The sequence below is a fragment of the Rhizobium sp. WSM409 genome, assembly GCF_057653825.1.
Map to the genome: position 1 here is coordinate 105,455 of NZ_JBYGKP010000004.1, position 15,898 is coordinate 121,352.

General features: G+C 58.0%; 23 protein-coding genes and 3 pseudogenes. 13 read left to right on the top strand and 13 right to left on the bottom strand.

All coding sequences use genetic code 11. The annotated features are described in order from the left end of the window. The first annotated feature begins 11 nt into the window (after positions 1 to 11). Positions 12 to 203, top strand: a complete 192-nt coding sequence (locus AC25BC_RS31385; RefSeq protein ID WP_245459845.1) for an alpha-crystallin domain-containing protein — start codon at positions 12 to 14, stop codon at positions 201 to 203. A 559-nt stretch (positions 204 to 762) separates the two neighbouring features. Here AC25BC_RS31385 and AC25BC_RS31390 read toward each other — a convergent pair. Next, a complete protein-coding gene (locus AC25BC_RS31390) occupies positions 763 to 1,590 on the bottom strand; it encodes a manganese catalase family protein (RefSeq protein ID WP_012760461.1) in 828 nt (275 codons plus the stop codon). Between the two features lie 601 nt (positions 1,591 to 2,191). Then, the gene (locus AC25BC_RS31395; protein ID WP_128439511.1) at positions 2,192 to 2,440 is read right to left on the bottom strand and encodes a hypothetical protein; all 249 of its coding nucleotides are present in this window, start codon (positions 2,438 to 2,440) and stop codon (positions 2,192 to 2,194) included. A 580-nt stretch (positions 2,441 to 3,020) separates the two neighbouring features. Here AC25BC_RS31395 and AC25BC_RS31400 point away from each other — a divergent pair. After that, entirely contained in the window at positions 3,021 to 3,257 is a 237-nt protein-coding gene (locus AC25BC_RS31400; RefSeq protein ID WP_003555408.1) for a DUF6894 family protein, read from the top strand. Positions 3,258 to 3,674: 417 nt separating this feature from the next. Here the strand turns inward: AC25BC_RS31400 and AC25BC_RS31405 are convergent, their stop codons facing one another. Genes AC25BC_RS31405 through AC25BC_RS31415 form a run of 3 tightly spaced genes read right to left on the bottom strand, consistent with a single transcriptional unit; the run spans position 3,675 to position 4,279 of the window. Then, complete coding sequence (locus AC25BC_RS31405; protein WP_003555410.1) at positions 3,675 to 3,863, bottom strand: hypothetical protein; 189 nt, start codon at positions 3,861 to 3,863, stop codon at positions 3,675 to 3,677. 11 nt (positions 3,864 to 3,874) lie between these two features. After that, entirely contained in the window at positions 3,875 to 4,054 is a 180-nt protein-coding gene (locus AC25BC_RS31410; protein WP_003555411.1) for a hypothetical protein, read from the bottom strand. 9 nt (positions 4,055 to 4,063) lie between these two features. Next, the gene (locus tag AC25BC_RS31415) at positions 4,064 to 4,279 is read right to left on the bottom strand and encodes a hypothetical protein (protein WP_003555412.1); all 216 of its coding nucleotides are present in this window, start codon (positions 4,277 to 4,279) and stop codon (positions 4,064 to 4,066) included. Between the two features lie 345 nt (positions 4,280 to 4,624). Here AC25BC_RS31415 and AC25BC_RS31420 point away from each other — a divergent pair, with 345 nt between their 5' ends. Beyond that, positions 4,625 to 4,876 (top strand): hypothetical protein, encoded by a 252-nt coding sequence (locus AC25BC_RS31420; RefSeq protein WP_245459846.1) that lies wholly within the window; start codon positions 4,625 to 4,627, stop codon positions 4,874 to 4,876. 212 nt (positions 4,877 to 5,088) lie between these two features. On the opposite strand, the pseudogene AC25BC_RS31425 reads toward AC25BC_RS31420, so the two are convergent. Continuing rightward, positions 5,089 to 6,095: pseudogene (locus tag AC25BC_RS31425) on the bottom strand (SDR family oxidoreductase). A gap of 318 nt (positions 6,096 to 6,413) precedes the next feature. Between AC25BC_RS31425 and AC25BC_RS31430 the strand changes: the two are divergent. From AC25BC_RS31430 to AC25BC_RS31450, 5 genes and pseudogenes are all read left to right on the top strand, one after another. Continuing rightward, a pseudogene (locus AC25BC_RS31430) lies at positions 6,414 to 7,229 on the top strand (SIR2 family protein); the annotation flags it as partial. Positions 7,230 to 7,457: 228 nt separating this feature from the next. Continuing rightward, complete coding sequence (locus AC25BC_RS31435) at positions 7,458 to 7,841, top strand: DUF4267 domain-containing protein (protein ID WP_260686164.1); 384 nt, start codon at positions 7,458 to 7,460, stop codon at positions 7,839 to 7,841. A 90-nt stretch (positions 7,842 to 7,931) separates the two neighbouring features. Further along, on the top strand, positions 7,932 to 8,330 hold the full coding sequence (locus AC25BC_RS31440; protein WP_128439513.1) for an alpha-amylase family glycosyl hydrolase: 399 nt from the start codon (positions 7,932 to 7,934) through the stop codon (positions 8,328 to 8,330). Then, positions 8,317 to 8,580 carry a hypothetical protein gene (locus tag AC25BC_RS31445; protein ID WP_003555419.1) on the top strand — a complete coding sequence of 88 codons (264 nt, stop codon included), beginning with the start codon at positions 8,317 to 8,319 and terminating at the stop codon, positions 8,578 to 8,580. Before AC25BC_RS31440 ends, AC25BC_RS31445 begins: the two co-directional genes overlap by 14 nt. A gap of 758 nt (positions 8,581 to 9,338) precedes the next feature. Then, complete coding sequence (locus tag AC25BC_RS31450) at positions 9,339 to 9,755, top strand: response regulator (RefSeq protein ID WP_041935869.1); 417 nt, start codon at positions 9,339 to 9,341, stop codon at positions 9,753 to 9,755. A gap of 131 nt (positions 9,756 to 9,886) precedes the next feature. Here AC25BC_RS31450 and AC25BC_RS31455 read toward each other — a convergent pair whose 3' ends face one another. From AC25BC_RS31455 to AC25BC_RS31465, 3 genes are all read right to left on the bottom strand, one after another. Then, positions 9,887 to 10,018, bottom strand: a complete 132-nt coding sequence (locus tag AC25BC_RS31455; protein WP_017997374.1) for a hypothetical protein — start codon at positions 10,016 to 10,018, stop codon at positions 9,887 to 9,889. A 79-nt stretch (positions 10,019 to 10,097) separates the two neighbouring features. After that, positions 10,098 to 10,385 (bottom strand): patatin-like phospholipase family protein, encoded by a 288-nt coding sequence (locus AC25BC_RS31460; protein ID WP_041935868.1) that lies wholly within the window; start codon positions 10,383 to 10,385, stop codon positions 10,098 to 10,100. Between the two features lie 123 nt (positions 10,386 to 10,508). Continuing rightward, complete coding sequence (locus AC25BC_RS31465) at positions 10,509 to 10,850, bottom strand: patatin-like phospholipase family protein (RefSeq protein WP_206642394.1); 342 nt, start codon at positions 10,848 to 10,850, stop codon at positions 10,509 to 10,511. 341 nt (positions 10,851 to 11,191) lie between these two features. Between AC25BC_RS31465 and AC25BC_RS31470 the strand changes: the two genes are divergently transcribed. The 4 genes and pseudogenes from AC25BC_RS31470 to AC25BC_RS31485 all read left to right on the top strand — a co-directional run bounded on the left by AC25BC_RS31470 (position 11,192) and on the right by AC25BC_RS31485 (position 13,342). Next, positions 11,192 to 11,500, top strand: coding sequence for a DUF2934 domain-containing protein (locus tag AC25BC_RS31470; protein ID WP_128439515.1), 309 nt, complete (start codon positions 11,192 to 11,194; stop codon positions 11,498 to 11,500). A gap of 14 nt (positions 11,501 to 11,514) precedes the next feature. Beyond that, a pseudogene (locus AC25BC_RS31475) lies at positions 11,515 to 11,649 on the top strand (hypothetical protein); the annotation flags it as partial. A 91-nt stretch (positions 11,650 to 11,740) separates the two neighbouring features. Further along, complete coding sequence (locus AC25BC_RS31480; protein WP_281024011.1) at positions 11,741 to 12,130, top strand: SDR family NAD(P)-dependent oxidoreductase; 390 nt, start codon at positions 11,741 to 11,743, stop codon at positions 12,128 to 12,130. Between the two features lie 366 nt (positions 12,131 to 12,496). Further along, the gene (locus tag AC25BC_RS31485) at positions 12,497 to 13,342 is read left to right on the top strand and encodes an alpha/beta fold hydrolase (protein WP_245459848.1); all 846 of its coding nucleotides are present in this window, start codon (positions 12,497 to 12,499) and stop codon (positions 13,340 to 13,342) included. A gap of 17 nt (positions 13,343 to 13,359) precedes the next feature. On the opposite strand, the gene AC25BC_RS31490 is transcribed toward AC25BC_RS31485, so the two are convergent. Together AC25BC_RS31490 and AC25BC_RS31495 are read right to left on the bottom strand one after the other, a co-directional pair. Further along, positions 13,360 to 13,581 carry a hypothetical protein gene (locus AC25BC_RS31490; protein WP_012760442.1) on the bottom strand — a complete coding sequence of 74 codons (222 nt, stop codon included), beginning with the start codon at positions 13,579 to 13,581 and terminating at the stop codon, positions 13,360 to 13,362. Next, the gene (locus AC25BC_RS31495) at positions 13,578 to 14,291 is read right to left on the bottom strand and encodes a Crp/Fnr family transcriptional regulator (protein ID WP_487778587.1); all 714 of its coding nucleotides are present in this window, start codon (positions 14,289 to 14,291) and stop codon (positions 13,578 to 13,580) included. Before AC25BC_RS31495 ends, AC25BC_RS31490 begins: the two co-directional genes overlap by 4 nt. A 214-nt stretch (positions 14,292 to 14,505) precedes the next feature. Here AC25BC_RS31495 and AC25BC_RS31500 point away from each other — a divergent pair, with 214 nt between their 5' ends. After that, positions 14,506 to 14,745 carry a DUF6894 family protein gene (locus tag AC25BC_RS31500; protein ID WP_128408029.1) on the top strand — a complete coding sequence of 80 codons (240 nt, stop codon included), beginning with the start codon at positions 14,506 to 14,508 and terminating at the stop codon, positions 14,743 to 14,745. Between the two features lie 30 nt (positions 14,746 to 14,775). Here the strand turns inward: AC25BC_RS31500 and AC25BC_RS31505 are convergent, their stop codons facing one another. Both AC25BC_RS31505 and AC25BC_RS31510 read right to left on the bottom strand, forming a co-directional pair. Next, the gene (locus AC25BC_RS31505; protein ID WP_012760439.1) at positions 14,776 to 15,501 is read right to left on the bottom strand and encodes a Crp/Fnr family transcriptional regulator; all 726 of its coding nucleotides are present in this window, start codon (positions 15,499 to 15,501) and stop codon (positions 14,776 to 14,778) included. A gap of 192 nt (positions 15,502 to 15,693) precedes the next feature. Then, on the bottom strand, positions 15,694 to 15,828 hold the full coding sequence (locus AC25BC_RS31510; protein WP_432431582.1) for a DUF6894 family protein: 135 nt from the start codon (positions 15,826 to 15,828) through the stop codon (positions 15,694 to 15,696). Between the last annotated feature and the right edge of the window lie 70 nt (positions 15,829 to 15,898).

Below are 15,898 nucleotides of genomic sequence, written 5' to 3' on the forward strand. Positions count from 1 at the left end.
ACGAACTGACGATGACGCAGGAGCAGAACCTGCTCGTGGTCGCGGGAAGCAAGGCGGACAGCGATGACGACGCGCAATATCTTCATCGTAGCGTCGCTCGGCTAAGCTTCCAGCGCCGCTTTGAGCTTGCCAACCACATCAAGGCGGATTCGAACATCATCATCAGGATTGCAAACGCACACAGTAGGCAACCGACCAGCTGAACGCAGCATTCAAAAACAGCAAGGCCAGCTTTCTCATGGGACTGTCAACGTAGTCCTCAATGATGATCCTCATCCCGATGTCCATGTAATGGCGCTCAGGATAACGAAAGCCAGCGGGGGCGCGCCCCAAAAGCTCCCGGCGGCATCACGGTCGCGACCGAGCAATATATCCCAAGGGCAACCAGGTAGGGCGTGTCAGAATGCCTAGCGCGATGCCAGATACCTGCTTTCGAACATAAGATCTCGTCCCCCCTTTGGCTGACCCAAGGCCACGAACTCGTCCCAACGGTGTAGCCATAACTTCTCCAAATATAGGCTGTTCGGCATCATCAGTCGATTGTTACGTACCGTCGGTCAACCGGACCGGCAGCAGGGACAAGCCGCGCCCGGTTGCTCGTGGTGGAGCGTGTCCAGGGAACCGGACAAAGCTACGGAGCTGGCAAACCGATTTGGTTTATTTTCATCGCGGGGACCCAGCAATGACCAGTAGGCGTTTGGGCTCGAATGCGAGTCGTAAGTTTGGGTAAGACGCCGGCGATATCGCCGACGTCTGTCATCCTCAGAGCTGCTCCGTCTGCGCACCGCTGTTCGGTTTTGCCGGACCGAGCACCGGTTTCTGTCCAAGCGCTGCCGTCATAGGCATGGAGGTGAATTCGCCCTTTCCATCAACAGAGGAACCCTGTGACCACCGGCCGGGGACCGGATCGCTGGCGTCGGCTTGAAAGCCGAGGAAGGTATAGCTGAATTCCTGCTTTTCCTGCTCTTGCGGAAAGCTGTTTGGGATTGGGAATACACCCGATGTCCCGCCCAATTCCTCGAGAGCGGCTAGCCACTGGTTCTGGTGCATGGTATCGCGGGCGATCAGAAAGGATAACATATCCTTCATGCCAGGATCGTTCGTCATGTTGAACAGGCGGACAGCTAGCACCCGCCCGGTCGATTCGGCAGTTACGTTCGCGGTCATATCCGCGGCAATGTTTCCGCTTGCATAGATATGCGACATGTCGAATGGCACGCCGTCGGAATCGACGGGCATCGCCGAAAGTCCGGCAGAAAGCAGGTTCTTGAGGTTGATGCCGCCAAGGACGGCTCCCCCGATCGGATCGGCGGCAATTTGCTCTTTGAGTTTGAGCGGCGCGCCCTCGAGGTTCATGGCAACCGCGGTCGCGAGCATTTCGATATGTCCGAGTTCTTCCGCAGCGGTGTTCATCAACAGGTCGCGGAACTTAGGGTCCCCGCGAGCGCCGCATGCCTGAAAGAAATATTGCATCGCCACGCGGATCTCGCCCTCGACGCCGCCGATCGCCTGCTGCAAGGCGCGCGCGAACAGGGGATCGGGGTTCTCAACCCGGACAGGATATTGCAGCTTACCGTCGGTATAAAACATGGAGGCTCTCCTCTGATGTGAAGCCACACGAACAACTCATGGCGGTTTCGGTTCCATGCCACCCACGAATTTCACCAGTTGAAGGCTGCAGGCGTGTCGTTCGAGCCAAAATCTCGCTGACGATCAAAGCTGCATCGGAAAAATTCCCGTACGTTACCGCGCGGTTCTCGAACCGTTCGGAACGCGCAGACGCCATGCCCATTCCTGTTCCAGCACAGTAGGAGAGGGATATGAGTGGACCGGGTTCAGCAGGTGCCGAAATGGAAAGGGAAATTGTTCGTTGATGCCGACAGTGCGCCGGTTTGTAAAGCAGCTCGAGCGATCTGCACAGATGCAGACGGATATTGTTGGAAGGAGGTGTATGAAGGAACGGAAACTGGCGCTGATTGCAAAACCTAGGCTGAAACAGCTTTGGCTGAAAAGGGATTTCACCTCGGCGGCGCGGTGGGCAAGACCAAACGCACCGGCTGCGAGTCAAGAGAGATCGGTAAGACGCGGTTCAAGGAAGGGTTCGCCAAGAAGTGGAACCGAAACGGAGGAACGACGGGCTCATGACCTATTGACGAAAGCCGGCGTTCCGCATCGATGGCCGATATCACTGTCAATGATGAGACGCGGACGATGGCGCGTTTACCTGCAGCGAGTGAAGGCTACCAAACTTCATGATCAGCAGCGTGACCAGTTCCTCGCGCGTCCTATGTCCTTCATTATAGAGGTCGACCGCCGCGCTGCAAAGCAGCTGCATTGATTGTTCCGTCGGCGCAGCGTGATTGTGCCGGTACCAAGTCTGGACGGCATCGGAAAGCACGTTTACGTCGTCCATCTGAAGTGAGAGATTGAAGTCCGTCATCTCATGCTCCTTGAGCGTCGCAACAATTCGCCCGGACCGCGATAGGAAATCTGGTACTGCATTAACCTCCCAAGGACAACCATCAGTACGGTTGCGAACGGTTGCCGCGAGCCTCCGCCAAGTCACCGCGATCCGCTTCTCTAACGATTTGTACGGAACCGCACAGGAACCGGTATCGCACGCGCCCGGTTAGAAAGGCGGATCGCGGGAGGGGAAGCCATGTTTCCTTGCACAACGCCCTTGCACTCTCCGCGATCCACCATCCCAGGGGATGGCCGCGCGGAGGCAGGGTTGTTTGGTGTTTCCATCCAATGCCTTCGGTAACGCTCTGCGCGGCCTCCTGATTTAAATCTGCCGACGAAGGAACAAGAGTGGCCGCCGAGAGTAAGGCCGATGGGCCACGCATCCGTTTCCTTTTACGCGGCCTACTCCTCCAAACTTCCCCAACTAGCCCCGCCTTTTACGCGGGGCTTTTTTCTGAGTCTCATGCGGCTAGGTTTGAATGTGGTCAATCGACAGCCCGGGTGGAACAACTTTGCTATCGAGAGGTTCGGTGGGATTCTCGTTGGTGGAGCAAACCATGCCGAAGTATTTTTTCCACATCCGCCGGAACGATGTCTTCGAGGAAGATTTAGAAGGCATCGACTTGGCTTCGCCTGAACAGGCACGGGAGGAAGCGGTCGCGGCCGCTCGTGAAATAGTGGCGGAGGGGATCCGGAGGGGCGATCCGGCAGACGGAGCGACTTTCGAGATCATGACCGAAGAAGGCTCGCTGGTCGCAACCGTTCCTTTCCGGTCGGCTGTCGGCCTGGAATAGCGCCCTCGCGGAAGCCGGGCTTAGCTCTCCACCGTTCAAAGATGGATGGATTGACGGCGTTGTTTGGAACTGTGGCATCTCCAGTGCGTGAGCGTTCGACATTTCTATCCTTCATCTTTGCAGCCAATAAGTTCGCATTTTGGCTTCCGGCCCCTGCTCACGAAGTTTTTTATTCGCAAGGCTACCACTGAACGCACTTCCCGCAATCACTCTCCGTCAACGTAACTGTCAGCAGGCGACGCGAATTTGCTGAGGGCTTTTGCAATGGCAAGCACCAGTCCTGCGGCCGCTTCTGTCCGTCCTTCCTCAGTTGTTGCGTTGACGAGCACGAAGCCGTGCCGGCGAACAATCCCTAGTGCTTGGTCCACAGCCCAGGAAGGAAGAGTGTGGGCGGGACGGGACATGCCGCCAGCCCCTTCATTTGCGCGCATCATCATGAGTATGGTGGCTGTCGCGTTCGCCACCTCCTCCCGATACGCCGCTTCGCGCTTTGTTATCCGATACCGCCGGGGGCTTTTTTACCTCCAGCGGCGCTCTGCTGCTTTCGTGCGACGCACCAGGGCCGCCCTGACGAACTGTGGATGGATGCTTCGATGATGTCGACATGGCTCCTCGCTTTATCGATCCTGCTGGTAACCCTGATGGGTCGTGTTGACCTTGCTGTTGCCTTGCTGTCCGACCTTGTCTGGGTTCTTGGCGGCAGCTACCAGCCTGCCGTCATTATCCGCGTGGGAAGTTTCGCCGGAACCCTTGTCGGAACGGTTGGCCTCCGGCGTCGGCGGCACTTTGCTGCTCATGATATCCTCCTAATCTGGCTCTCTGTTGGCGGCATGGTCTTGATACTGCTCTGTCTGCACGGTTTTGCCATCGAGACCGCGCTCGCGTGAGTGCTGCGCCTTGTCTCTGTTGGACAGGACCATGTTGGGCGGCAGAGTGTCCGGGTCGAGATCAGTCATTGCGCCTGACCCGTCACCTTTGCCTTTGGCGCCGGCGCCGATGTGCTTTCGATCCGCATTGGGCATGAAGCTCCTCCTTCTTGGCTTGCTTCGTGGGCTCTCAACAACGAAAGGCTCCTGAAGTTCCCGACGGAGTGATTATTGGAAATCAGAGCTTACTTCGAAGGGCTCAACCGATTTTGCCGCACGAAGCTTCGAGACGGATGTGCTGGAATAGTGGTCCTCATGTCGAGGAGCCGGTGATTGCCGAAAGCACCCCTTGGTGGTTTAAGCCTCGGCTCATTGAGCCGACCCAAACCTGGATCCACGACGTGCCGCCAGCGGAGGACAAACTAAAAAATCATTGGCATAGTCCGCTGCAGATGGAACTTGACCAATGCTGCTCGGTTCGCGGGTCACAGGAGGCAACACATGTCAAACAAAGCGGATAACGGAAGCAAGCCATTGGCAGCACCGATGGTGGCCAAGATAGAGCCGGAGGATCAGCGGTCGCTCAACCTGGAGGACGTCGACATGAGCCGGGCGTGCGTCCAAGGAGACGTGCTGGTTCCAAAGGCCAGTCGAGCACCTTCGTCTCGAAGCTCAGAAAGCCGAAGGATGGCTGACGCAGCTTACATTCCTGAAGCCGGCTTCTTCCACTCGTTGCAGGTCAGCGCAGCTTGAATTGGACCGTGAATACTGTCGACCGTTGGACGTTCGGCTGCTTTGGCGGGTGACTGGATGGTCGTGGCATATCCCCTTTCGGGATTCGGTGATCGACATCACCCCGGGATGGGGCGCCATCAGCCAAAGTGGTGAGATCGATCTTATGAAGGGATTGGAGGGACTGCAGGCCGTCAATAGTGTGGTGCTGTCCCTCCTTCGCACAAAGCCCGTCAAGGTTCCGGATCGCGCCACCGCACCCGATGGCGGTGACGGTGCCCATTCAGGCCATAGATGAGAACGGCTCCGGTCAAGGCGATGGCGACAGCTGTGATCGTTTTTGCAGACGGCACACGCTTTCTCACGCGCCAGCCGCCGCTGGTCCCGGTTCCAGCAGCATTTGGTGACATCACGCTGCCGTCGGTGTGAGGCACTGGTTTGGCTTTCTTCCGGATCGCTGCAGCAGTGGCGCCGACGAGACGCTGGACGGGACCGCGTGCAACCGTATAGGCCACCTGACCGGCACGGGCCGGCCACCTAACGGCGACCTCGTCGCGCGGTATAAGAGCAACGCCGACGATGGCCTCGGCCACATCCTCAGGATCGTACAGGAAAGGGGGCGGCTCCAAAGCATGGCCAGTGTAGTTCGCACCGTGCTCGATAATCGGCGTGTCGATGACGGCGGGAAATACTCCGCAGACATGAATGTGGGGCATGCCTACCAGCTCCTGTCTCAGGCTGGCGGCAAAACCTCTCAGCCCGAATTTGCTGGCCGTGTAGGACGCGGCAAAGGGGTTCGGCACCCACACTGCCATGGAGACGACATTGATCAGGGTTCCTCGTTCTGTCGCATGAAGATCGGCAACACGGCGTAAGCACCGGACATCGCGCCAAGCAGATTTACCTCGATCGTCTTGCGATGCAGTTCGAGTGGCGCGTCGTGGTATGAGCCTGCGACGCCAGTGCCAGCATTGTTGATCCACACGTCAATCCCGCCGAACGCGACTTCGGCGGCATCGGCCAGCGCTGCCACTGCATCAGCATCCGTGACATCCATCGGTACTACGATTGCTTGAACACCCGGCGACTGACATTCGCGAGCCACTTGCTGCAAGACATCTGCGCGGCGCGCTGCAAGGCAGACACGAGCGCCACGTCTGGCGAAGGCGAGCGCTGTCGCACGACCAATCCCGCTCGATGCGCCGGTGATGACGACCGATGATCCGCGAAGATCCTGCACGCTTTTGGCTCCCACTTATTTTACAGTATTCGACTGTTTCCAAGAACCCTGTCGCCGGGCTGTGGTTCCGATCTTCGACTACGCGCTGCCGAAGGTCTTCCATTGGCCGATCATCCAGAAGAAAAATGTGTAGTGCCACTCCGCGAATTCGTCGGGATGGCGACTACCTTGTCCCTCACTGTGCTCGTTCCCGTTCGATGGCGAGACGTCGCCGGAGCCAATCAAAGCCACAACGTCGCGAGCTAAAGACCGCGGCTGCGTGCGTTATCGTACTGGAACGGCTGTTACCTGGCTTGGTTCGGCTGCCGAGGAGGATGCATGCAGTACCAAGAGGCAATTCGATCACTGACAGATGCGGTGGCGAGACGGCAGGCGATCCTATTCGTTGGAGCCGGGGTTTCCATGAGCGTTGGTCTTCCATCATGGGAAAGCCTGATTGCTCATATCCAGTCAGACCTTGGAATTGACTGTTCGACCAACGATTGTCATCGAATCTCGTACCAGGAGATTGCGGAGTTCTATCGTCTCAAGCATGGCTCGATTTGTCCGCTCGTCGAGTGGATGAGCCAAGAGTGGCGAGTCGATCCTGATTGTCTGCGGAAATCGCATCTGCACCGCCTGATAGTGGATGCCGATTTCCCGTTTATTTACACCACCAACTACGATGCTAATCTTGAAGCGGCCTATGAGGCGTTCGGCAAACCATACGTTAAGATAACGGGGGCCGCGGATCTGGCCGCAGCTTTGCCGGGCCTCACGCAGATCATCAAGTTCCACGGGGACTTTTCCAATCCCGAGGGTCTCGTCATCACTGAATCCGATTATTTCGACCGGCTGTCATTCGACGCTCCGATGGACATAAAGTTCAGGGGTGACGCATTTGCCTCGACGCTTCTTTTTGTCGGCTACAGCATGACGGATCTGAACATCCGCTTCCTGCTCCACCGGTTATGGAAGACGTGGCGCGATACCGGCCAGGAGCGGGCCCGACCCCCACTCTACATCGTGATGCACGACGCCGACGATGTGCAGAAGCATGTTCTTGACCGATGGGGCGTTACAGTGATCGAAGGAAGGGGTGGAAACGCTGAAGAGTCTCTTTTGCTGTTTCTACAGGAGTTGAAAAACTCTCTTGCGGCTCAGAGGGCGTCCTGTGGATCAGCGGACGCTTTGACTTTCAGCCGAGCCTCGCGACAAACGAAATCCGACAAACTGGTCTCCGATGAACCTCGTTCCTGTTCGACGACAGCCTCTTCGTTGCAAGGAACATCTGTCGCGGCTTTCGATGAGGCTTCGAAAACATGATTGGCGAGCTGGAAATCGATCTCGACGCGATAGCCTTCCCCATCGCATCGGTTCTTCATGAGGTCAGCACTGGAGGGCGAGCCGGATGTGGAAGACCGCGGTGCGTCTGGTCGGGTGCGGCCTGATGGGTCTGGGAATCGTATCATCATGACGCCCGAATTGGCCGCGCCTCTATTTGCGACGAGCAATTCATCCGGTGCCAGTGCTACATACATCCGCGCAATCGCAATTCGCGATATTGTCATCGGCCTCTGCTTGGTGGTTGGTCCTTATTTTTCGATTGCCGGCACAACTATGTCGATCGCTGCAATCAGCGTCATTCCCTGCGGCGATCTTGTTCTTGTCTGGCTCGCGGGTGGCGGGCTGCTTTCGCTTCTCCCTCATGTCGGGAGCGTGGTGTCGCTACTGGCGCTTGCTGCGTGGGGAAGCCGCGTTGCCTGACCCCCAGACGCTTGGTCATAGTACGATGTCGTACAGGAACAGCAACGACAAAAGTGACGTTCGGCAGCACGATATTTGAGGTTCCCAAGCATGATCGAATGGTGGCAACGTGCCGCGATCTACCAGACTTTCCCTCGATCATTCCAGGACAGCGACGGCGATGGAGAGGGGGACATTCAAGGTATCATCCGGCGCTTGGATTACCTCCCCTGGCTCGGCATAGACGCGATATGGCCAGGGCCGACCTACAGGTCGCCGCTCCTCGATAGCGGTTATGATGTCAGCGACTTCCGCTCCGTCGATCCTGTCTTCGGCAGCATGCAGGATTTCGATGCGCTGATCAGTGAAGCTCACGCCCATGGCGTAAAAAGTCATTCTCTTTCAGCTAAAGTGAAGAAGATTGAAGACAGGCAGGAACCTCCAGGCGCGATCAAAGTTCGCGTTGACATAAATGAGAACCCACTTGGAGAAAGCAATGAGCAGCTCTGACACGACAAACGATCACGGCACCATTCAAAAATGGGCAGAAGCGCGCGACGGTCGGCCCTCCGTTGTTCGTACTGGCGGAAAGGGTGGCGTCCTTCGGATCGATTTCGGCGAAAAGGAAGCGGATTTCGAGGAGGTCAGTTGGGAGGAGTTCTTCAAGATATTCGAGGAGAACAAGCTGAGCTTCCTTTACCAGGACAAGACAAAGGACGGGAAGACGAGCCGCTTCAACAAGTTTGTCGAACGTGAGTGACGTTTGTTTGCCCTTCATGAAGTCGCCGTCACCGGCGATAATGCGAGTGCCTGCAGATGCCCTGCGAGGATACCAGATAATGCTTGTTCGATCTTCGCCGGGCTGTCTTGGAGCAGCCGAACGACAAAGACGCGCCCCCTACCGCTTTTGGGCTACCCTTTACGATTAGATCCATGGCGGCGTTCTCCGCCCCGCCCACCGCGCAATCGTCGAGCTGATGCCAGCGCAAGAGGGACGCGTTCTCGAGGTGGGAGTCGGGCCCCGGCTGTTGCTGCTTCAATACCCGGCGCACCTGCAGGTGACCGGTCTCACATGCTCGCCAAAGCACGCCAAGGAATACAGGATCACCGGCTTGAACATGTCGTCCTGCAGGTGGGTGACGCGCAAAAGCTTGATTTCTCACCCGCGAGCTTCGGCGTTTTGGTGCTGCCGTTCGTGTGCAGGGAGCGATAGCGCGAGCAATCGCTCCGGCGTTCGAGCGGATCTGCTGGAGTGCGACATTTTGGTCTCGGCGTCTTTTGCGATGGATCGAGGGCCGAGGCGATTTCGAAGTCAGCGAATGGCGGCCTGTTTCCCCGCTTGGACTGTTGAAGGTGATCAAGTTGACACGGGTGTAGCGAGGTAGGCGAAGCCTGATACATTCTCTGCTTTCACCCAGCTTCACAGCGCGAGGGATCGCACGGTGCGAATTCCGACAATGCCGGACGAGGTCGCCAGGACGGTGTATAACTGTGGCGCTTGCACAGAAGGAGCTGAAAATGACGCTTTTGCCGACGGTGTTGCTGTTAGAGGACGAAGCTTTGATCGCGCTCGACATCCAACAGACTTTGCTGGGCGCCGGTGCGAAAGACATCGTACATCTCACGTCGTGCAGCGCCGCAACTGACTGGCTAGGGATTTACATGCCTGATCTTGTGATCCTCGATATATTCTTGCTCGACGGCGAAAGCACGGACATTGCGAGCCACCTCGTCGAGCGAGGCATTCCCTTTGTGGTCCATACGGCTCGTCGGAAGGTGACGCAGGAGAGCCATCAGGTGTTGCTCAATGGAGAATGGGTTTGCAAACCGGCACGACCTGACGAACTAATCCGGGCAATCGGTCGGTGCCTCGAACAACGGCGCGACAAAGGCGGGCTTGGCTGCCGCGATCTGAATACACGTCACGCGGCTTGATTGTGGCTAGTCGCGACAGTTGAGTCGTAGTTAGACCAAGGCGGCTGTGCCGGCATAGCCTGCGTTGCTGGCGACGGCCTCGAGGCGCTGCGGAACGACTTACAGCAGGTTTTTCAGGTGTTTTTTTGTGGTCAGCTTGTAGATGTCCAGCCGATTTCGCCGTGGCGGCATCTGATCGAGAGCACGATCAGCCGTGTTCCGTCCTGGTAGCCCCGGCCCCAACGCGCACCGATCGACTTCCGGGAGTAATCGAACGTCTTCATCCCGATTTCGCCTGCGGCGTTTTCGCAAGCCAGGGGGATGATCTCGATCTCGGGACCATCCTACCGGCGAACCGGCTTTTCAGCGCGGCAAGCCCATGCTCGCGCTCTTGGCAAAGAGGGGGTCGGTTGTCCGGCCTAGCGCTCCATCAAGCGAGGCCGGGACAGCGCCTTCTGTCGAAAAGAGATCGACGCGAATACACGTCACCGGATCGGTGGGTTCTTCCGATAGCAGGCAAGCTATTGGGAGGTTGGCTGACACTCCAACAAGTTCCCGACCGCCAATTTCGACCGGCGGGTAGAAGATTGGCAGCGCAGTACCTTTCATGATGTGATCGACGTTCAAAGCCACGATATCGCTGTCGAACACGATGTCCTCGCCCTTCATCCAAGGTGGTAACGACCAGAGAGATGCCGCCGCTGCCGATCCGGTCGAACTCGATCAGGCGTTCCAAGGTTTTGCGCTGGGGCTGGGTGTCGAATAGGCTGTCGTCTACGCCCATGAAGGGAAGCGTCGACCACAGCCGGGGAAGCCCGGCTTGTACAGCGCGGGTCGCCCCGTCAGCAATTCCCGCACGGTCACGGTCGAGCAGCTTTTACCAGGCGGCATGAACATCGCCGGACCGTCGTCGCTAACAAGCTGCCAGAACTCCCGCAGTCGCGCCATCCGCTGGTCGAGGGCGTTTCCGGCGATCAAGGCGCCAGTGACTGCTCCTATCGACGCGCCTGCGATCCGCGATGGTTCGACCCGAGCGTGCAGCGCCTGGTAGACTCCGGCATGGTAAGAGCCGAGAGCATTGTTAACGGAAAGACAGAGGCAAGGGCCGATCGTCATTTCGATGCCCCCAGAATGAACGGGAGGTCGCATCAGCCGCCATGGGCGTCATGCCTTGCTGGCCGCGCCTAACATTGTGGACGTGATCAAGCGTCATGATGGTTTGAAGACCTAGGCTTTGAATGGCCTCGATGTAATGAGCAGCGTGCGGCGAAAATGACCCTGAGGATGGATCGGCACCAAGTCATCGTCGTCATTCCCCTGGGCCGTCAAAAACTGCAGACAAACTTGATTTTGCCATTGTGGTTCCAACGAGGGCAGCCTTCGCTGAGCGGGAACATTGGGGCTCCGCAGAAGTTCGCGACCGATCATGAAACGTCACCGCTGTTCAGGAGGATAAGATGGGACAGGAAGGCAGAGAAGATCTCATACGGGATCGCGCCCAGCAGATATGGGAGCGAGAAGGTAAAAAGGATGGTGATCACGAACGCCACTGGAGGCAGGCTGAGCAGGAGATCAGAGAAGAGCAAGTCGGCGAGGAGGGGGCCAGTGATACCGGAAGCCAAACCGGCCGCAAAGCGGGTGGCGCGAAAGGCATCGCCAGCGGCGTGCAGCCAGGCGGGATGTCTCCAGGAGGAGGACCGGCAGCCGGCGCCGATAGCATGGACGTCAAGAATAAAGGCGGCAAAGGCATCTCCGGTCCGAATTAACAAGGCATACTGATATGAATGATGTTACCGAGAACGATGCTGAATTTCTCGAACCAGGTCCAGGCCGGCGGGTCGAGGCGCTCGCCGGTCGCGTCGCTGTGGTCACCGGCTCCGATTCCGGAATAGGCCGCGCAATTGCCGAAGCCTTCGCGCTGGAGGGTGCCGACGTTGCAGTTACCTATCACAGAGGAAGGCGCCTGAGCGACTGCGGCGCAAGTGGAAGCCGCCGGTCCACCCGCGATGATACAAAGTCGCGACGTGCGCGACGAGGCGAGCGTGATGATGTTCATGGGTTCATTCCAAGAAACGCTTGGGTTGCCCGATATTCTCGTCAACTGCGCCGGCATCGGCTGCTCCAAGCCCTTTGTAGAAACAAGGTTCGAGGACTTCGACAATGTCGTCAAGACGGATCTCTACGAAACGTTCTTCTTCTGCCGCGAGTTCGTGCGCCGCGGTCAGGGAAAGCTTGGCGGCAAGATCATCAACGTCACCTCTGTCCACCAGGCGATCCCCAGTCGGGGAAACCCCAGCTTGCGGCGCGGCAAAAGGGGGCTCCTGACGCTCACCAGAAGCCTGGCGATGGAACTGCCGAACAGAGGGTCAACGTCAACGCCGTTGCCCCAGGGCTGATCCGGACGCCAATGACGATGCAGCGCACGGACCATCCGCAAGCGCGGGCTAAGGAGATGCCACGCATCCCGTGGCGCGACTTGCCGTTTACCCTGCTTCTGACCATATGTCACCTGGCAAAGCTTCACTATCGACAGCAGGCTTGAGATGAACTAGGGCCAGGGCGCAAGCGGATCGGTTGAAATTTGGATGTACCCGCGGCTAGGCCGCCTGGATTTTACCTGCGATGGTTCTTGGGTCTCCGGCTGCTGTCCGCTTTCGCACAAAGGCGGAACCGGCGACTAGCAGCCCAGTTTGCTAGTAATGAAACCAACGCAGCCACACGCCCCGCTTCGGGGCTTCGACCGAGTCGTCAACGGACGCAACGTGCATCTCCTGAACGTCGGCGATGACGCCTATCCGCCCGTCGTCCTGCTGCATGGCTGCGGCAGCCTCGCTCAGGAAGTTCTGGCGCCTTTCAGGAAAACGGGGCTGCACATCGTCGCGCCCGATCGGCCTGGCTACGGTTTGAGCGACCCGCTACCACAAAGGCTGCGAGGGCCGCTGGCCCAGTCCCTATGGCTCGAGGACTTTGTCGACGCCCTTGGGTTCTCCAGCCTGACAATCGCTGGCCATTCCATCGGCTGCGCGCCGGCTATTCTTCTGGCGCGGCGGCGGCCCGATCTGGTGAAGTCTCTGGTGCTGATCGCGCCGTTTTGTCGCCCGACACCGGAGCAGGCAATGTTGCTGCTTCGGCTGGCCATCGCTCCTTGGATCGGCGGCATGTTCTCACAACACCTCCTGTATCGCTTTGCCGACTATTTTGGCGAACGAGTGATGCGCAAGGCACATCATCCCAATCCTGTTCCGGACACCCTGGCCGATTTCCCCTATCGACACGCGGCGAGCCCGCAGTCGCTGCGGATGATGGCCGACGAGCTGCTGCAGTTCAATGCCGATATGGCAGCCGTCGGCGATGAACCGATACCATGCGTTACGCATATCATCTACGGAATGGAAGATGCCGTCCTCGATCCGCATTGGCACCTCGACTGGCTTGTCCACAGAGTGCCTCAAGCGAGAATCCGGTTGCTGCAAGGTGTAGGCCACAATCCTCACCATGCAGCATCCGCCGTCGTTCGCTCCGCTCTGCAAGATGCCGTATGGGCTGGAGCGATACCGGGGCGCTGCGAACGCCCGCCGGTTGCTGAGGGTCTTGTACGGACATCGTAACTCGGCTCAATTGCCGTTCATTCACCCGCAATCACGATGTCCGTCAGGTAAGCGCTTCCACCCACTGTCAGGCGGTAGCTTCTTGCTCTGAGGTCATCACCCTTGGCCTCGATCAGGCCAAGCTCCTCGGCAACGAGCGCTGTTTTCAAACCGACCTGTTTCGGAAGCTTGCGCCACCGGCCTTTTCGCAGATGGTCGAGGAGCAGCTTGAGGCGGACCTGCTTCGCCCCTGATGTCACTTGCTTCCAATCAAGCGTTCGTATTCTTTCTCGGGCGCTCCGTAACAACCGCCGGCAATCTCTTCCAGCTTGGCCCGGTCGCGCACGCGTATCCGACCGCGCGTCGCCTTGATCGCCAGCATGCCTTCGAGAATATGCAAGTGGTCTGTCACACCGGAGCGGCGCACGCCCAGCATCAGGGAGAGGAATTCGTGCGTGAGCGCCATGTCGTCATCGCGGATGCGGTCGTGGCACATCAGCAGCCAGCGCGACAGTCGCTCCGCCATATTATACCTGCCGTTTGCCAGCGCCGAATGGGCAAGCTGCAGTTCACAGGTGTGGATGTAATGAAGAAACAGATCTCGGGATCGGGCATCTTCGTCGATCAGCCGGTAGACGAGTTCAACTGGAACCCTGATGCCGCTTCCATCGATCTGCATGAAGGTGCGATTGGGGGTCGTGTCGAGTTGCAGCAGCCGATGTGTGCCACACAATCCTTCCCAGCCGATATGGCCGACCTCAATGGCCTCGTCATCTACTGTCCTTGCAACGATCGACGCCAATCCCGTTTCGAGAAAGAACACGTGATGGGTTGGCTGATCACTTTCGATCAGCACGGTCCGTACGGGCAGATCGACCCGCTCCATTCCGGGCTGCAGTGCGTCGAATGCTTCCCGGCCAAGGGCGGCAAGCAGCCGGTTCTGAACGTCTGATTTTTGAATCTGAGGCATCTTTGGGCTCCAGCGGGGAGGAGCCCGCACTCGAACCCATCAAGTGACAAGAGAGGCATAGAAAGATTATGGCGCAGATTGCCGAAATAGCCTAGCGTCGTCCGATAACCGTGCGGTTTTGACATAACTTAGGATTCGCAACCCGCAGCGTATCTGTTCTCACCAGCCGGCACAGGTCCTGACTGACGTTGGCACATTCCGCGAAAGGCGGTCGATGCCAAGATTCTTTTTCCACATTTTGACGCGAACGAACATCATCAGGGACGAGGAGGGCACCGATCTTACGGACTTGGGCGCGGCGCGAAGCGAAGCGATCAAGGATGCCAGGGGTATGATGAGCACGGCGATCCGGGAGGGGAGGGACCTCTCGCACCGCCACATCGAGATCTGCGACGCGGTTGGTACTCTGCTTCTTAAGGTGGCGTTTTCTGAGGCGTACGAACCAGGCGACTGAGCGTCCTGAGGAGCCTCCTCTCGCCTGAAGTTACAATCTCTTGATCGGAAACCCGATACAGTCCGCATATTCCTGCTCGGGGACACCATAGGAGCCTCCGGCAATGTCCTCCAGCTTTTGCCGGTTCACAATCCTGACGTTTCCGCGGGTCGCCTTGATCGCATGCACGCCTTCCAGAATGTGGATTTCGTTGGTAACGCCCGAGCGGCGAACGCCAAGCATGATCGAAAGAAACTCGTGGGTAAGAGGCAAATCGTCGGTCAGTAGCCGGTCATGGCACATCAGAAGCCAACGCGCCAACCGTTCCGGCATGTTGTAGCGGGCATTGGCAAGGGCGGAATGTGCTAGTTGCAACTCGCAACAATGCACGTAGCGCAGCAGCAGGTCGTTGGCGGCCGGCACCCGTTCGACCATGTTCAGGAATACAGAGGTCGGTAAGGATATTCCGCTTCCCTCGACCTGCATAAATGTCCTGTTGGGGGTTTTCGGCACTTTCAGCAGGGCGTGCGCGCCCGACATGCCCTCATAGCCGATGTGCCCAACTTCGACGATTTCGTCGTCGCTGCTTGTGGCAACGACAGATCCGAGCCCGCGCTCCAGGAAGTACACCCGGTCGTTCGCCACACCAGGGGTCACCAACTCATACTTCAATGGAAGATCGACCTGCTGCATCGCCGGTCTCAGAAGCTCGAATGCTTCGAGAGGCAAAGCCCGCAACAGCAAATTTGAAACGGTCGATTGCGAACAGTCGGGCATCGCCCAGCCTCCGGCGGGAATGAGCCCGATCTCATGTCGACGAAAAACGAGGCGTCAGCACTGGATAGCTTATGCCGCAAACTGCCGCCCCAGGCCAAGAGCGCTCGCCGCTCTGTGCGGTTTTGACATTTGTCCATTGTGGCGGTCCTTGGAGCAGAGACACCAGGGTGGTCGATGACTTTGACTCCCCGCTCAACGACGGGACGCACGGCGTTCAACTATAGTCTCTACCGCTTCGCTACGGGCGCTTTCGATGTCGGTATGCTCAGTGCCTACCAAGTCCGGCATAGAGATGCCGTCGTGAACGTTGAAGAAATGGCCAGCCATCGATCCTCGCTCCTGTGCAGGGAAGAGCAAAAAAAACTCTCAGCCAGCCTCGCCTGTGATAAATGCCGGA

What these genes read in the sequence shown, in the direction of transcription:
- AC25BC_RS31385 (WP_245459845.1), top strand. Translation starts at nt 12, where the DNA reads ATGACGCAGGAGCAGAACCTGCTCGTGGTCGCGGGAAGCAAGGCGGAC.
- AC25BC_RS31390 (WP_012760461.1), bottom strand. Translation starts at nt 1,590, where the DNA reads ATGTTTTATACCGACGGTAAGCTGCAATATCCTGTCCGGGTTGAGAAC.
- AC25BC_RS31395 (WP_128439511.1), bottom strand. Translation starts at nt 2,440, where the DNA reads ATGACGGACTTCAATCTCTCACTTCAGATGGACGACGTAAACGTGCTT.
- AC25BC_RS31400 (WP_003555408.1), top strand. Translation starts at nt 3,021, where the DNA reads ATGCCGAAGTATTTTTTCCACATCCGCCGGAACGATGTCTTCGAGGAA.
- AC25BC_RS31405 (WP_003555410.1), bottom strand. Translation starts at nt 3,863, where the DNA reads ATGTCGACATCATCGAAGCATCCATCCACAGTTCGTCAGGGCGGCCCT.
- AC25BC_RS31410 (WP_003555411.1), bottom strand. Translation starts at nt 4,054, where the DNA reads ATGAGCAGCAAAGTGCCGCCGACGCCGGAGGCCAACCGTTCCGACAAG.
- AC25BC_RS31415 (WP_003555412.1), bottom strand. Translation starts at nt 4,279, where the DNA reads ATGCCCAATGCGGATCGAAAGCACATCGGCGCCGGCGCCAAAGGCAAA.
- AC25BC_RS31420 (WP_245459846.1), top strand. Translation starts at nt 4,625, where the DNA reads ATGTCAAACAAAGCGGATAACGGAAGCAAGCCATTGGCAGCACCGATG.
- AC25BC_RS31435 (WP_260686164.1), top strand. Translation starts at nt 7,458, where the DNA reads ATGAGGTCAGCACTGGAGGGCGAGCCGGATGTGGAAGACCGCGGTGCG.
- AC25BC_RS31440 (WP_128439513.1), top strand. Translation starts at nt 7,932, where the DNA reads ATGATCGAATGGTGGCAACGTGCCGCGATCTACCAGACTTTCCCTCGA.
- AC25BC_RS31445 (WP_003555419.1), top strand. Translation starts at nt 8,317, where the DNA reads ATGAGCAGCTCTGACACGACAAACGATCACGGCACCATTCAAAAATGG.
- AC25BC_RS31450 (WP_041935869.1), top strand. Translation starts at nt 9,339, where the DNA reads ATGACGCTTTTGCCGACGGTGTTGCTGTTAGAGGACGAAGCTTTGATC.
- AC25BC_RS31455 (WP_017997374.1), bottom strand. Translation starts at nt 10,018, where the DNA reads ATGAAGACGTTCGATTACTCCCGGAAGTCGATCGGTGCGCGTTGGGGC.
- AC25BC_RS31465 (WP_206642394.1), bottom strand. Translation starts at nt 10,850, where the DNA reads ATGACGATCGGCCCTTGCCTCTGTCTTTCCGTTAACAATGCTCTCGGC.
- AC25BC_RS31470 (WP_128439515.1), top strand. Translation starts at nt 11,192, where the DNA reads ATGGGACAGGAAGGCAGAGAAGATCTCATACGGGATCGCGCCCAGCAG.
- AC25BC_RS31480 (WP_281024011.1), top strand. Translation starts at nt 11,741, where the DNA reads ATGATACAAAGTCGCGACGTGCGCGACGAGGCGAGCGTGATGATGTTC.
- AC25BC_RS31495 (WP_487778587.1), bottom strand. Translation starts at nt 14,291, where the DNA reads ATGCCTCAGATTCAAAAATCAGACGTTCAGAACCGGCTGCTTGCCGCC.
- AC25BC_RS31500 (WP_128408029.1), top strand. Translation starts at nt 14,506, where the DNA reads ATGCCAAGATTCTTTTTCCACATTTTGACGCGAACGAACATCATCAGG.
- AC25BC_RS31505 (WP_012760439.1), bottom strand. Translation starts at nt 15,501, where the DNA reads ATGCCCGACTGTTCGCAATCGACCGTTTCAAATTTGCTGTTGCGGGCT.
- AC25BC_RS31510 (WP_432431582.1), bottom strand. Translation starts at nt 15,828, where the DNA reads ATGGCTGGCCATTTCTTCAACGTTCACGACGGCATCTCTATGCCGGAC.